The following is a 14,003-nucleotide window of genomic DNA, read 5'->3' on the forward strand; positions in this document are numbered from 1 at the left end:
TCGTGATCCCGGCGAGCGGAGGTGCTCGACGCGGGCGGGTGCGCTCAGGTTCTGTCCGGTTCCTGTCGGCCGTGCCGTTCCCTAGCGCGTTCTTCGCGCTGAAGTGCCTGGTCTTCGCGGGATCTTGACGGCAGGGTGTTCTCAGGTCAGCGCGTGCCCCGTCGTCGCGTCCACATGGTCCGGGATCTCCTCGTGGCGGTCGCCGACGGTCGGCGTGCCGGTGGGCTCGAAGAGCAGGATGCGGGCGCCGTCCGGGGCGGAGGGCTTGTGTTCGGTGCCGCGCGGGACCGTGAAGACCGAGCCCCGCGGGAGGGTGACCCTGCGCTCGCCCGCGGGTTCGCGCAGGTCGATGTGGAGTTCGCCGCCGAGCACGAGGAAGAACTCGTCGGTGTCGTCGTGGACGTGCCAGAGGTGTTCGCCCTCGACCTTGGTCACGCGTACGTCGTAGTCGTTGACGGTGGTGACGATGCGGGGGCTCCACAGGGCGTCGAACGAGGCGAGTGCCCGGTCGAGGTCGATGGGCCGGTCCGGGGTGAGCGCCTGTCCGGCGGGGAAAGGCTGGTCGGCGGTGTGCGCTTCGGTGGTCATATGGTGATCCTCGGCCGTGACGGGCGGCCCCCGCGAGTGCTAGAAATCGCATATGGCGCAAGAATCCTCGCATCACCACCGCGTCGTCGTCATCGTCGACGAGAACTCCAACCCCTTCGAACTGGGCTGCGCGACCGAGGTGTTCGGGCTGCGCAGGCCGGAACTGGGCCGCGAGCTGTACGACTTCGTGCTGTGCTCCCCCACTCCGGCCACCGTGATGCGGGACGGGTTCTTCACGCTCACCGGGGTCGCGGGGCTCGACGCGGCCGACACCGCGGACACGCTGATCGTGCCCAACCGGCCGGACACCGAGGTGCCACGGCGGCCCGCCGTCCTGGACGCGGTCCGGCGGGCGCACGCGCGCGGCGCCCGGCTGGTGGGTTTCTGCAGCGGGGCGTTCACCCTCGCCGAGGCCGGGGTGCTGGACGGCCGCAGGGCCACCGCGCACTGGCAGTGGGCCGACTCCTTCCGGGAGCGCTTTCCGGCTGTGCGGCTCGAACCGGACGTGCTCTTCGTCGACGACGGTGACATCCTCACCGCCGCGGGCAGCTCGGCCGCGCTGGATCTGGGCCTGCACCTCGTGCGCCGCGACCACGGGGCGGAGGTCGCCAACTCCGTGAGCAGGCGGCTCGTGTTCGCCGCTCACCGGGACGGCGGGCAGCGGCAGTTCGTGGAGCGCCCGGTGCCCGACGTGCCGGACCTCTCGCTGGCTCCCCTCCTCGCGTGGGCGCAGGAGCGCCTCGGCGAACCGGCCGCGCCAGGAGCGGACTGGACGGGCCCCCTCACCGTGGCCGGGCTCGCGGCCCACGCCGGCGTCAGCCCGGCGACACTGCACCGCCGCTTCCGTACGGAGCTGGGAACCACCCCGCTGGCCTGGCTGACCGGTGAGCGGGTGGCCCTGGCCTGCCGCCTCATCGAGCGCGGCGAGGAACGCCTCGACGTGGTCGCGCGGCGCAGCGGCCTCGGCACCGCCGCCAATCTGCGGGCCAGGCTGCGCCGGGAGACGGGGCTCAGCCCGTCCGACTACCGGCGCAGGTTCGGGCCCGGCGGGCCTCCGGCGGCTGGCCGGATCCCGGCTGCCGCCGCGGCCCGCACCCCGTGAAGACTGGCCTCTCGCACGCACCGGGCGCCGGCGCCCCCGCGCGCCCTCGCCACCGAGCAGAGGCGGAACGCCATGCCGAACGGAGCGCAGATCCTGATCGACGGCCTCGTGGACGGGGGCGTCCGCGTGTGCTTCGCCAACCCCGGCACCTCCGAGATGCACTTCGTGGCCGCCCTCGACGAGGCTCCGCGGCTGCGGCCCGTGCTCTGCCTCTTCGAAGGCGTGGCCACGGGCGCCGCCGACGGGTACGGGCGGATGACCGGGCGCCCCGCGTGCACGCTGCTGCACCTGGGGCCGGGCCTCGCGGGCGGCCTGCCCAATCTGCACAACGCGCGGCGGGCCGCGACACCCCTCGTCAACGTCGTCGGCGACCACGCCCTGCGCCACAAACGGCTGGACGCGCCCCTGGAGTCCGACATCGGGGCGCTCGCGGGCACGGTCTCGGCCTGGACGCGGCGTACGTATCACGCCACCGAACTCGCCGGTGACGTCGCGCAGGCCGTGGCCGCGGCGACCGGGCCGCCCGGGTCGATCGCGACGCTGGTCGTACCGGCCGACGTGTCCTGGTCGGAGGCGGCCGCGCCGCCCGCCGCCGTGCCCGCCGCCGCGCGGCGCGGCCTCGTGTCGGTGGACGCGGTGACGGGCGCGGCCGATGCCCTGCGCTCCGGTGAGGGCGTCGCCCTGCTGCTCGGCGGGGAGGCCGCGCGCGGGGCCGCTCTGGTGGCCGCGGGCCGGGTGGCGGCGGCCACGGGCGCCAAGCTGCTGTGCGAGACGTTCCCGGCCCGCCTGGAGCGCGGCGCGGGTCGGCCGGCCGTCGAGCGCCTCGCCTACTTCGCGTCCGGCGCGCAGCGTCAACTGGCGGGCGTACGGCACCTGGTGCTCGCCGGGGCGGCCTCGCCGGTGACCTTCTTCGCCTATCCCGGCCAGGGTGGCGCTCTGGTGCCCGAGGGGTGCGCGGTGCATACGCTCACGGTGGGCGCGGAGGACGTGACGTCGGCGCTCGAAGGGCTCGCCGAGGTGGTGGGGCCCGGCCCCTCCCCCGTACGGGAAGAGGTGGTGCGGCCCGCGCTGCCGTCCGGTGAGCTGACCGCCGAGTCGGCGGCCGCCGTGATCGGGGCGCTGCTCCCGGAGGGTGCCGTCGTCGTCGACGAGGCCAACACCTCGGGCATCTGGCTGCCCGGCGCGACGGCCGAGGCGCCGCCGCACGACTGGCTGACGCTGACCGGCGGTTCGATGGGGCAGGGCCTGCCGCTCTCGGTGGGCGCGGCGGTGGCCTGCCCCGGCCGGCCCGTGCTGGCGCTGGTGGGGGACGGCGCCGCGATGTACACACCGCAGGCGCTGTGGACGCAGGCCAGGGAGGGCCTCGACGTCACGACGGTCGTCTTCGACAACCGCTCGTACGCGATCCTGCATCTGGAGCTGGGGGCGGCGCTGGGCCCGGAACAGGGTGCGGCGGGCGGGGCCCGGGCCCGGCGCCTCCTCGACCTCTCCCATCCCGCCCTGGACTTCGTGTCGCTGGCGCGCGGGATGGGCGTCCCCGCCGAACGGGCCACCACGGCGGAGGAGTTCGCGGCGTCCCTGAAGAGGGGGTTCGCGGAGCCGGGGCCGTTCCTCGTCGACTGCGCGGTGCCGGCGCCGGTGTGATCAGGTGTCCCACAGCCGTTCGTGGCGGCGGTGCGTCTCGGTCAGCCCGCTGGTGAAGAACTTCTCGTAGTACTCCTCCTCCACGTGGTGGACCTGAAGCCACACGCCCGGCACGTGGATGGCGTCCGTATGCGCGGGGAAGCGCCGATGCGTCCGCAGGATGTACGCGCAGATGTCCCGGGTGCAGGCGATCACCCGCTCCTCGTACTCACTCGCCTCCGCCAGGTACCGCTGCCCGTAGTCCTCCCGGTAGATGCGGGTGAAGACGTCCTTGTCGGCGTAGACGCCGCCGGGGCCGAACTTGGCGCGGACGACCGCGTCGACGGCGTGGCGCATCGTGCGGTGCGCGGGTGGGCACGCCGCCTGGATCAGGGGTTCGCCCACAGGGGATGTCAGGCCCACGGGGTGCGAGCGCACGGCGGCGTACTTCGGGAGCGGGACGTGCCAGCGCCACAGGTCCGGCAGGCGCCAGCGCGGGGTGACGAAGGTGAAGCCGAGCATCTTGCCGTAGGCGCGGGAGAACTTCGGGTCGCCCAGGGCGATCTGCGGGTTGACGGAGGCGTGGATCCAGGCGCCGAGTCCCATCGCCTCGGCGGTGAGCATGAGGTTCTGGAGGAGCAGGTCGGCCTCGATCTGGGTGCGCAGGGGGCCGAGCGCGCCGAGGGGCAGTTTCAGGTCGCCGTTGAGGAAGCCGTCGCGGACCCATTTCCGCACGCCCGCGGGGCGGTGGAAGTTGCGGTCGTCGACGAGGGTGGGGCGGGCGCCGTCCGGCTGCGTGAGCAGGTACATGAGGGCGTTGACGTACTGGTGGGAGAGGTCCACCACCGGGAACAGGAGGGTCGTTCCCGGGAGGTTGGACAGGAAGCGGTTGGAGTCCAGGTAGGCCGGGAAGTCGCGCAGGCCCTCGGCGACGTCGAGGCGGTGGTCGAGGACGCGGACCTTCGCCCGCCGCGCCCGCTCGACGAGGCGCTCGGCGGTCAGGGGCTCGTCGGGGGCGGGGGGCAGCCTCCGCAGGAAGTACGTACCCGAGTCGTTGATCAGGAAGAAGTGCGTGCCCTGCGCGTTGTCGGGGCTGCCCGCGGTGCGGCCCGCCATGGTCATGTTGGGCTTGGCCATGATCGGTTTGCCGTCGCGCGGGTCGTCGAAGGGGCGGTCCGGCATGGTGAGGCCGGTGCAGCCCGTCAGCGCGATCAGGACCGCCTCCTCCAGTTCGGTGAGGGGGCGGGGCTCGTGCGGCGAGCGGTAGGTCATCGAGCCCGCCGGCACGGTGGCGCCGCGGCTCACCCGGTGGGTGCGGCGGCGCCAGACCGTCTCCAGGAGGGGCCGGGCAAGCAGATCGGCGAGACCTTCGTGGTCCTCGTGGCTTACGTGGCCGTCATCGGCCGGCATGGCCGCCCCCGCCCCCGCCCCCGCCGCCCACCGGCTGCACGTGCCGCCACGGCGCGAACGCGCTCGCCCCGCGCGGCAGCAGGCCCGCGAGGTCCGGGCAGTGCCGCAGCAGGACGGATTTCATGCCGCCCTTCTGGACCCAGTCGATGCCGAGCGGGGTGTAGATCTCGGGGCGGAAGTCGACGGTGAGGAAGCGGTCGCTCTGGAGTCGGCGGGTGGCCATCAGGATGAAGACACGGAAGGCCGTGTCGCTGAAGCCGAAGCCGTGCGGCGGGTTCTCGGCGAACAGGCCTACGACCGTGTCGATCTCGTCGACCGAGCGGTAGACGTCCCTGAGGCGGGCGACGGTCTCGGGGTCCTGCGAGAGGTCCTCGAAGCGGCGTATGCGCGGCTTGTGCAGGCCCTCGCGGAAGTCGTTGTAGCGGGGCACGCCGCGCCGCCGGGTGCGGACCAGGTCGACGACGGACAGGTCGATGATCTCGCCGTCGCGCTCGAACTGCTGGAGCGCGCGCGGGAAGTTGTGGAGCGTGATCGCGCCGGGGTGGGCGATGCCGAAGGAGTACAGCGTGTCGGCGAGGCCCGTCTTGCGGATGGCGCCCTCGGCCGCGGCGCCCTGGATGTCGCGGAAGCCGAGGGTTTCCAGGCGCCGTCCGAAGTGGTGCTCGCGCAGCTCGAAGTCGTCGGGGATCAGCGGGTGCATGCGGTAGACGGTGACGAAGTCCTCCGTCAGGGAGTACGGCGCCGCGTGGTGGTCCGGCAGGGTGTGGGGGATGCCCGTCAGCGAGTGGGATTCGAGGAGCCACAGGCCGAGCTTGTGGACCCAACTGCTGGGAGGGCCGTCCCAGTTGGTGTGCAGGCCGAGGTCGATGGCCTCGGTGGCGAGGACCGCCGGGGTCCACTCGACGGTATGGATCTTGGCGATGAGGGCGGAGACGACGAGGCGTGCCGTGTGGTAGACGCTCTCCTGGCTCATCGAGGGGTAGGCGTGCCGCAGCGCGCCGCAGACCGCGTTGTGCTCGCGGGCGAAGAGGGTGTGCATGGCGCTGAGCCCCATCCACCAGCTCTCGGCGAATCCGGTGAGCGGCACGCCGTTCGGGCCGAGGGGCAGGTGCCCTTCCTCCAGGCGCAGTTCGGCGCCACCGTCCGGTACGCGCAGATACCTGGCGGTCTGTTCGTTCTCGCCGTACACCTCGGAGCCGTCCCACCAGTGGGAGGCGGTGTTGGCGAACAGGATCGGCGGCTGATCGCCGGGCAGTTCGACGCCTTCGTTCTCGGCGAAGCGCATCACGTGCTCCGCGGGCCCGCCGGGGGTGTTCTGCCAGGTGCTGCCGGGCGGCAGCGGCACCTCGACGGCCTTGCCGCCCGGCTTGTGGCGGCCGTGGTTGACCCAGTCATGCACCTGGAACTGGATCCAGGCGGCGGCCAGGACGTTCAGCGAGGTCGCGGGCAGGAACGTGTCGCGGTACAGGAGTTGGCGGCTGACCGTGACGGGGTTCGGTACGTCGAAGAGGTCGGGCCGGTAGACCGGCTTGAGGTTGCGTCCGAAGGGCGCGCCCACGGCGCCCATGGCGGGACGGGAGAGGTCGTTGTACGACCCGTCGTAGGAACGGACCGTACGCAGCCGTTCATCGGGCGGGGCCGGCACCGGCTCGGCCTTGGGCGGTGCCTCGTGGACCTCGGCGTCGATGAGGTTGAGGCGGCGCAGCGCCTTGCGCAGGAAGACGAGGTTGAGCAGGCTCGCCGCCAGCGGCAGCTTGTGCCAGGGCACATAGCGGTTCAGCAGCCGGAACGCGGCGCCGACGGGGACGCCGAACAGCTTGTTGCGCAGCGGTTCCTCGGTGACGAAGCGCAGCCCGTGGCGGTGGGCCGCGCTCGCCTCGTACGCGGCCTTGCGGGCGCGGTTGAGATTGCCGAGGGGGCGGAAGTCGTCGGTGGTGAACCACGGGTTGAAGCCGATCGTGTCCACGCGGCGCCCCGCGGCGCGCGCCTGTGCGGTGTCGAGGTCCTGGCTCGGGACGGTGAGCGTGCCGACGGGCAGCGCGGGCGCGACGGACTCCAGCCATTCGACGGAGCCGTCCTCGACGGGCGTGCGCCGCTCGTCGACGTACCGCTGGACGCACAGGTCGAAGGCGATGTCCTGGCGGGCGAGGCGGGTCTCCAGGTCGCGGCGCAGGTGCTGGGGATCGCGACGGCCGGTTCCGGGCCCCGCGGCCGGGCCGTGGCCGGAGGGGCGCAGCAGATAGCGGACGGGGCCCGCTTGTGCCCACAGGATGGCGCTGCGGCTCCAGTACGTCTCGGCCGCGAGGCTGGTGACGTCGCGGCGGGCGGCGGACCGGACGTTGCGGCGCATCCGCGCGGCCGTGGAGGGCCCGACGGCGAGCGGGAGTCCGACGAAGAGCGCGACGGCCTTCCGTACGCGGGTGGTGGCGCCCGCCATGACCTTGGCGAAGGCCACGAACTCACGGGCGTCACGGGCGTGCGAGACGGGGTGGTTGGTGGCGAGCAGATCGTGGCTCTCCTCGGTGGACACCGCCACGCGCACGGCGATGCCGCGCAGGTCGGGTGCCCCGTCGGCCTGCCGGATGCCGCTCGCGTTGGAGAGCCGTACGGTCGCGGGGTAGGCGGCGCCGGGTTGCGCGAAGCCGCCGCGCAGGGCGTCGGGGAGGTCGTCGTGGAAGCGGAGCCTGGCGTTCTCGACGCCGAGGACGGCCTTGGCGTGCAGGGCGCGTTCCAGGTCGGCGGCCCGGCTCGCGCGGCGGTTCTTCTCCTGGACCCTCATCAGCTCACCGGCCAGGCGTTCGAAGATCAGGCGTTCCGCTTCGGGGGTGCCGCCCATGTAGCGCTCGTGAGTCTGCTGGTGCTGTCCGGTGTCGGCCATCGGGCGCCTCTTCCATCGCACGGCGTACGGACTGCGTACGGGACTGCGTGAGGGACAGGGAGCAGGCAGACGCTACTGGCGGCACCGGGCGGCCGCAGCGAGGGTTCCCGCCGATGTCCGCGGCCGCGCAGGGGGCTCGAACAGGCGGCCGGGCCAGGGCGTTTGGGCCCGTCGGCGGCCTTCCGGCGACTCCGGGGGAGGGTCATGTCCGTACCGAACACACCCCGTGTGAATCTCCGCTTCCCAGCAGTCCCATGCGCGCGGGTGCGCTGGTGGCCGGGTCCCGACGGGTGTGCGCACACGGGGTGTGAAGGCGTCGTGGACGTTTCAGTCGATGGACATTCCGTTCAGTCGATGAACATTCCGTCGACGTACACCCACGCCCCGTCGAGCCGCTCGAAGCGGCTCCGCTCGTGCAGCGCGTCCGGGCGGCCCCCGTCGGTGTACCGGGCCCGGAAGGTCACCGTGCCGGTGGTGTGGAACGCGGTGCCCTCGGTGGTCTCCTCGATCTCCAGGCCCACCCAGCGCAGCGCCGGGTCGAACTCCACGCGGGGCGGCCGGGTCCGGGGGTGCCAGGTGCGCAGCAGGTAGGCCTCGTCCCGCACCGCGAAGGCGCTGTAGCGGGAGCGCATCAGCTCCTCGGGGGTGCCGGCGGCGGCCTCGCCGCGGTGCAGTCGGCCGCAGCACTTCTCGTACGGCTCGACGTGGCCGCAGGGGCAGGTCGTGGGGCGTAGTGCGGGGCGGGGCGTGGCGCGTCGGGACATGGCGCCCATTGTCGCCGACCCGGCGGACGCCCGGTGTCAGGGCGCCAGGATGTCCAGCTCCTCCAGGGCGCCCAGGGCGATCTGCCGCGTCAGCGCCTCGGCGCGGGCCGCGTCGCCCTCCCGGACGGCCTCCGCCACCTGGACGTGCAGCGAGACGGCGGGCGGGTCGGGGTCCTCGAACATCACCTGGTGGGCGGTGCGCCCGGTCAGGACCTCCGCGACGACGTCGCCGAGCCGGGCGAACATCTCGTTGCCGGAGGCGTTGAGGATGACCCGGTGGAAGGCGACGTCGTACCTCAGATAGCCCTCCAGCTGGTGGCCGCGCGAGTGGGCGACCATGCCGAGGGCGCACTCGGTCAGCTCCGCGCACTGGGCGGCCGTGGCGTGCCGGGCGGCGAGGCCCGCGGCGACCGGTTCGATCGCGGAGCGCAGCACGGTGAGGGAGCGCAGCTGCCGCGGCCGGTCGGCGCCGGCCAGCCGCCACCGGATGACCTGCGGGTCGTAGACGTTCCACTCCTCGGTGGGCAGTACGGTCACGCCCACGCGGCGCCGGGAGGCGACGAGGTGCATGGACTCAAGGACCCGGACCGCCTCCCGCATCACGGAGCGGGAGACCTCGAAGCGCTGGGCCAGCTCGTCCGTGCGCAGGACGCTGCCCGGTGGGTACTCGCCCGCGGTGATGGCGGGCCCGAGGCTTTCCAGTACGCGGGAGTGCAGCCCTCGGGCCTGTGCGGTCATGACGGAAGCCTACGAGGAGAGCCCCGTGAACAATAAGTCAGACTTTTACATCACAGGCTCTTGAATTCGTCATACCTAATGGGTTTCAGTGGCGTGAACGAACCGAACGATGTCGATGATGTCGATGAAGACAGCGAGGCACGCGATGAGCACCCCCCACGTCGTCGTGATCATGGGCGTGGCAGGGACCGGCAAGACCACGATCGGCCCCCTGCTCGCGGACCGGCTCGGCGTCCCGTACGCCGAAGGCGACGACTTCCACCCGCCGGAGAACGTCCGGAAGATGTCCTCCGGCACTCCGCTCACCGATGACGACCGTTGGCCGTGGCTCGACGCCATCGGCAGCTGGGCGCACGGGCGAGCGGGGCGGGGCGGGGTGGTCAGCAGCTCGGCGCTGAAGCGGAGCTACCGGGACCGGCTGCGGGCCGCCGCCCCCGGCGTCGTCTTCGTCCACCTCACCGGGGACCGGAAGCTCATCGAGGAGCGGATGAGGCAGCGCAAGGGGCACTTCATGCCTACGGCGCTACTTGATTCGCAGTTCGCCACGTTGCAGCCTCTCGGGGGCGATGAGGCGGGGGTTGCCGTCGATGTCGCCGGGTCTCCGGAGGAGATCGCCGCCAGGGCCGCGGAGGCCTTGAGCCACCTCGGCTGAGCGTTCGGTCGGATTCATACCCGCGAACCGCCTGTGGCTGGTCGCGCAGTTCCCCGCGCCCCTTGGGCGCGCCCCCGCACCGCACCACCATCACGTACAAGGAAGCCACCGTGACCCATCTCAGCGTCGAGATGCTGGCAGCGGACTCCGTCGAGCCGATCACCTCGGCGGGCCATGCCCAGCTCGGGATCGCCGTTCTCGCGGGCATCGCCGTCATCGTCCTGCTCATCACCAAGTTCAAGCTGCACGCCTTCCTCGCGCTGACCGTCGGGTCGCTCGCGCTCGGCGCCTTCTCGGGTGCTCCCCTCGACAAGGCCATCTCCAGCTTCACGACCGGCCTCGGCTCGACCGTGGCGGGCGTGGGTGTGCTCATCGCGCTCGGCGCGATCCTCGGCAAGCTGCTCGCCGACTCCGGGGGCGCCGACCAGATCGTCGACACGATCCTCGCCAAGGCGGGCGGGCGCGCGATGCCGTGGGCGATGGTCCTGATCGCCTCGGTGATCGGTCTGCCGCTCTTCTTCGAGGTCGGCATCGTGCTGCTGATCCCGGTCGTACTGATGGTCGCCAAGCGCGGCAACTACTCCCTGATGCGGATCGGCATCCCGGCCCTGGCCGGCCTGTCCGTCATGCACGGGCTGATCCCGCCGCACCCCGGCCCGCTCGTCGCCATCGACGCGGTGAAGGCCAACCTCGGTGTCACGCTGGCCTTCGGCGTCCTCGTCGCCATCCCCACGGTGGTCATCGCGGGGCCGCTGTTCTCCAAGGTCGCGGCGCGCTGGGTGGACGTACCGGCCCCCGAGAAGATGATCCCGCAGCGGCCCTCGGAGGACCTGGAGAAGCGTCCCGGCTTCGGTGTCACGGTGGCGACCGTGCTGCTGCCCGTCGTGCTGATGCTGGCCAAGGCGCTGGTGGACATCGTGGTCGACGATCCCGAGGCCACCGTGCAGCGGGTCTTCGACGTCATCGGCTCGCCGCTGATCGCGCTGCTCGCTGCGGTGATCGTGGGCATGTTCACGCTGGGCCGTGCGGCCGGCTTCACGAAGGAGCGCCTCTCCACGACCGTCGAGAAGTCGCTCGCCCCGATCGCGGGCGTGCTGATGATCGTGGGCGCGGGCGGCGGCTTCAAGCAGACGCTCATCGATGTGGGCGTGGGCCAGATGATTCTGGACTTCTCCAAGGACTGGTCGATTCCCGCGCTGCTGCTGGCCTGGCTGATCGCGGTGGCCATCCGGCTCGCGACGGGTTCGGCGACGGTCGCGACGATCTCGGCGGCGGGTCTCGTGGCGCCGCTGGCGGCGGACATGTCGACGTCCCACACGGCGCTGCTGGTGCTGGCCATCGGTGCGGGGTCGCTGTTCTTCTCGCACGTGAACGACGCGGGGTTCTGGCTGGTCAAGGAGTACTTCGGCCTGGACGTCGGCCAGACGATCAAGACGTGGTCCGTGATGGAGACGATCATCTCCGTGGTGGCGGGGGGCCTGGTCCTGCTGCTGTCCCTCGTCATCTAGCGCCCGCCGACGGCACGCCGGAGGGGCTGAATTTTCAGCCCCTCCGGCGTGTGAGGACGAACCCGGCGAAGCCGATGACCAGCCCGAGCCGAAAATGGCGTTACGCCCCGGGCGACGAAGACGCCTTCTCCAGTTGGAACGCCTCGTTGCCGAGGCCGATCCGCGCGTGTGCCTCGGGGTTCCGTGAGCGCAGGATCGCCCCGTAGGTCACACCGATGAGTGCCGCCGCGAAGATGATGCCGGGCAGCACCCAGCTCAGCGCCGAGTCGGGGCCCGCGGCCACCAGGACGTCGAAGTCCTTGACCGTGTAGCCCGCGATGACGAGGAGTCCGGCCGCGGCGAGCGCGGACGCGGTGATGCGCCAGGCCTGGGCCCGCGCGGCGCCCCTGCGGGCGAAGAAGACGATGACGGCGACGGACGCCGTGGCCATCAGCAGGATCACGCCGAGCGCGCCGATGTTGCCGCCCCAGGTGAACAGGTGCAGCACGGGCGCGGTCGGGTCGCCCGCCGGACCGTCGTCGGCGGCGGCGAAGCCCACGACGACCACGACGGAGACGACGGTCTGGAGCAGCGAGCCGGTGCCGGGCGCGCCGGTCGAGGTGTTGGTGCGGCCGAACGCGGCGGGCAGCAGCCTCTCGCGCCCCATCGCGAACGCGTACCGCGCGACCACGTTGTGGAAGCTGAGGATCGCCGCGAACATGCCGGTCACGAACAGGACGTGGAGTACGTCGGTGAAGGTGGCGCCGAGCCGGGACTCGGTGAGGCCGAAGAGCAGTCCGGCGCTCTGTTCCCGGGCCGCCGGGACGATTCCGGAGGGGCCGGCCGCGACCGTCAGCGCCCAGGAGCTGAGCGCGAAGAAGACGGCGACGAAGCCGACGGCGAAGAACATCACGCGGGCGACGACGACCTGCGGGCGGCTGGTCTCCTCGGCGTAGACGGGGGCCTGCTCGAAGCCGGTGAAGGCCGCGATGCAGAAGCACAGGGACGTGGCGACGCCCGCGCCGGTGAGGGTGTCCGGGTGGAACGCCTCCAGGGACAGGCCTTCCCTCGCGGGGTCGGCGATGGCCGCGATGTCGAAGATGACGACGAGCGCCACTTCGACGAGCAGCAGCACGCCGAGCACGCGGGCGTTCAGGTCGATCTTCAGCCAGGCGAGCACGGCGACGACGGCGACGGTGGCCAGCGCGGGGATCCACCAGGCGACCTCGACCTCGAAGTACGTCAGGAGCAGCCCGGACACCTCGAAGCCGAGCAGGCCGTACAGGCCCGCCTGGAGGGCGCTGTAGGCGACGAGGGCCACCAGCGCGGCGCCCGCGCCCGCGGTGCCGCCGAGGCCACGGGATATGTACGCGTAGAAGGCCCCTGCGTTGTGGACGTGCCGGCTCATCTCGGCGTACCCGAGGCTGAAGAGCGCGAGGACGACGCCGAGGATGAGGAAGAGCAGGGGCTGTCCGACGATGCCCATCACGCCGTACGTGGTGGGCATGACTCCGGCGACGACCATCAGCGGGCCGGTCGCGGCGAGCACGGAGAGCAGCAGGCCCGCCGTGCCGAGGCGGCCCGCGCGCAGCGCGCGTTCCTGCCCCTTGTAGGTGCTGATCCCGCTGTCACCCGTCGGTTCACCGAGGGATCTGGTGCCGCTCGTGCTCGAACTGCCCGTCGCCATGGCGCGGTTGTCCTTTCGGGGGGCTTGCAGGGGATAGGGACGTTCAGGCCGAACCGAGCGCGGAGGCGCGCGCGGCGGTGAACGCTCGGTGCGGGTCCCGGTCCGGGTACGACCAGGGGTCCGGGGTCGCGTGCCGGCCGATGCGGTGGAAGAGCGCGGCGGCCTCGGCCGCCCTTCCCTCGCAACACTGGGCGTGGGCGAGGAAGTTGAGGTCGACGTGGCAGCGCGGGTGGCCCGGCTCGTCGGGCGCCTCCCACTCCAGCCACCAGTCGAAGGCGGTCTTCATGACGCCGCGAGCGCGGCGCCCGGTCCAGTGCCCGGAGGCCATCGGGTTGGGCGATTCCAGACCGGCGGCGGCGAGGACACGGTAGCGCTCGGCATGCGCGACGACGGGCAGCACCGCCAACGGGGAGTCGGCGGGGGCCTGTTCGGCGGCCCAGGCGGCGAAGTCGTAGACCTCGTGCAGCGGGTCCTGGCCCGCGCCCGGCCGCCGCTCGGCGAGACGGGCGGCCATCAGGTGGTGGGCGTGGTGGTGCTCGGGGTGGCGGTGGCGGACCTCGTCGAAGAGGCGTACGACGTCCTCCTCGCGGCCCAGCGACCGTTCGAGCAGGAGCAGCGCGAGCCAGGGCGTCGGGTCGGCGGGGACACGGGTGGCCGCCTCCCGGCACAGGGCGCGCGCCTGGTCCGGACGCTTCTTGCCGCGCAGCGCCTTGTGGACGGCGGCGAAGGCGAGCAGCACCTCGGCGTCGTAGCTCTCGGGCTCCACGAGCCGCCAGTCGCGGGCCCACGCGGCCGTGGTGGGCTCCTGTCCGAGGACGTCGAAGCGGTGACCCCTGCGGTCCCAGTCGTCGCCGGTCGCGGCGAGCAGCGCGCGGACCTCGATCCAGCGCCCCTGCGCCAACGCGGCCCGCGCGGCGACCAGTTCGGCGTCGTCGAGCGCGGGGTCGAAGGCGTGCGCCGCGGCCCTCTTGCGGGAACGGCCCAGTGGGGGTGGGGGTGGTGACACCGCGGGACGTCCTCCCCGGCGCGGTTCGCTTACGGATGATCACGCACAGCAAAGCGGTAGGCACCAGT

The 14,003-nt window shown here is 72.4% G+C and carries 11 protein-coding genes; 4 read left to right on the forward strand and 7 right to left on the reverse strand.

The window, feature by feature from the left end:
* Window positions 1-141: 141 nt before the first annotated feature.
* A complete protein-coding gene (locus CP975_RS06615; protein ID WP_150476661.1) occupies window positions 142-588 on the reverse strand; it encodes a cupin domain-containing protein in 447 nt (148 codons plus the stop codon).
* Window positions 589-640: 52 nt separating this feature from the next.
* Here CP975_RS06615 and CP975_RS06620 point away from each other — a divergent pair, with 52 nt between their 5' ends.
* Both CP975_RS06620 and CP975_RS06625 read left to right on the forward strand, forming a co-directional pair.
* Complete coding sequence (locus tag CP975_RS06620; RefSeq protein WP_055529784.1) at window positions 641-1,690, forward strand: GlxA family transcriptional regulator; 1,050 nt, start codon at window positions 641-643, stop codon at window positions 1,688-1,690.
* Between the two features lie 72 nt (window positions 1,691-1,762).
* Complete coding sequence (locus tag CP975_RS06625; protein WP_150476662.1) at window positions 1,763-3,334, forward strand: acetolactate synthase large subunit; 1,572 nt, start codon at window positions 1,763-1,765, stop codon at window positions 3,332-3,334.
* Here CP975_RS06625 and CP975_RS06630 read toward each other — a convergent pair whose 3' ends face one another.
* From CP975_RS06630 to CP975_RS06645, 4 genes are all read right to left on the reverse strand, one after another.
* Window positions 3,335-4,723, reverse strand: a complete 1,389-nt coding sequence (locus CP975_RS06630) for a hypothetical protein (RefSeq protein WP_150476663.1) — start codon at window positions 4,721-4,723, stop codon at window positions 3,335-3,337.
* On the reverse strand, window positions 4,710-7,601 hold the full coding sequence (locus CP975_RS06635) for a peroxidase family protein (protein ID WP_150476664.1): 2,892 nt from the start codon (window positions 7,599-7,601) through the stop codon (window positions 4,710-4,712). Before CP975_RS06635 ends, CP975_RS06630 begins: the two co-directional genes overlap by 14 nt.
* A gap of 347 nt (window positions 7,602-7,948) precedes the next feature.
* A complete protein-coding gene (locus CP975_RS06640) occupies window positions 7,949-8,365 on the reverse strand; it encodes a YchJ family protein (protein ID WP_055534825.1) in 417 nt (138 codons plus the stop codon).
* A gap of 36 nt (window positions 8,366-8,401) precedes the next feature.
* Complete coding sequence (locus CP975_RS06645) at window positions 8,402-9,103, reverse strand: FadR/GntR family transcriptional regulator (RefSeq protein WP_055534798.1); 702 nt, start codon at window positions 9,101-9,103, stop codon at window positions 8,402-8,404.
* Between the two features lie 145 nt (window positions 9,104-9,248).
* Here CP975_RS06645 and CP975_RS06650 point away from each other — a divergent pair, with 145 nt between their 5' ends.
* Together CP975_RS06650 and CP975_RS06655 are read left to right on the forward strand one after the other, a co-directional pair.
* Entirely contained in the window at window positions 9,249-9,755 is a 507-nt protein-coding gene (locus CP975_RS06650; protein ID WP_055534827.1) for a gluconokinase, read from the forward strand.
* 110 nt (window positions 9,756-9,865) lie between these two features.
* Window positions 9,866-11,263 carry a GntP family permease gene (locus CP975_RS06655; protein WP_055534829.1) on the forward strand — a complete coding sequence of 466 codons (1,398 nt, stop codon included), beginning with the start codon at window positions 9,866-9,868 and terminating at the stop codon, window positions 11,261-11,263.
* 100 nt (window positions 11,264-11,363) lie between these two features.
* Here the strand turns inward: CP975_RS06655 and CP975_RS06660 are convergent, their stop codons facing one another.
* Window positions 11,364-12,929, reverse strand: a complete 1,566-nt coding sequence (locus CP975_RS06660) for an APC family permease (RefSeq protein WP_055534799.1) — start codon at window positions 12,927-12,929, stop codon at window positions 11,364-11,366.
* Window positions 12,930-12,972: 43 nt separating this feature from the next.
* Entirely contained in the window at window positions 12,973-13,935 is a 963-nt protein-coding gene (locus tag CP975_RS06665) for a hypothetical protein (protein WP_055534801.1), read from the reverse strand.
* Window positions 13,936-14,003: the final 68 nt, after the last annotated feature.

It is taken from the genome of Streptomyces alboniger (assembly GCF_008704395.1).
GTDB lineage: Bacteria > Actinomycetota > Actinomycetes > Streptomycetales > Streptomycetaceae > Streptomyces > Streptomyces alboniger.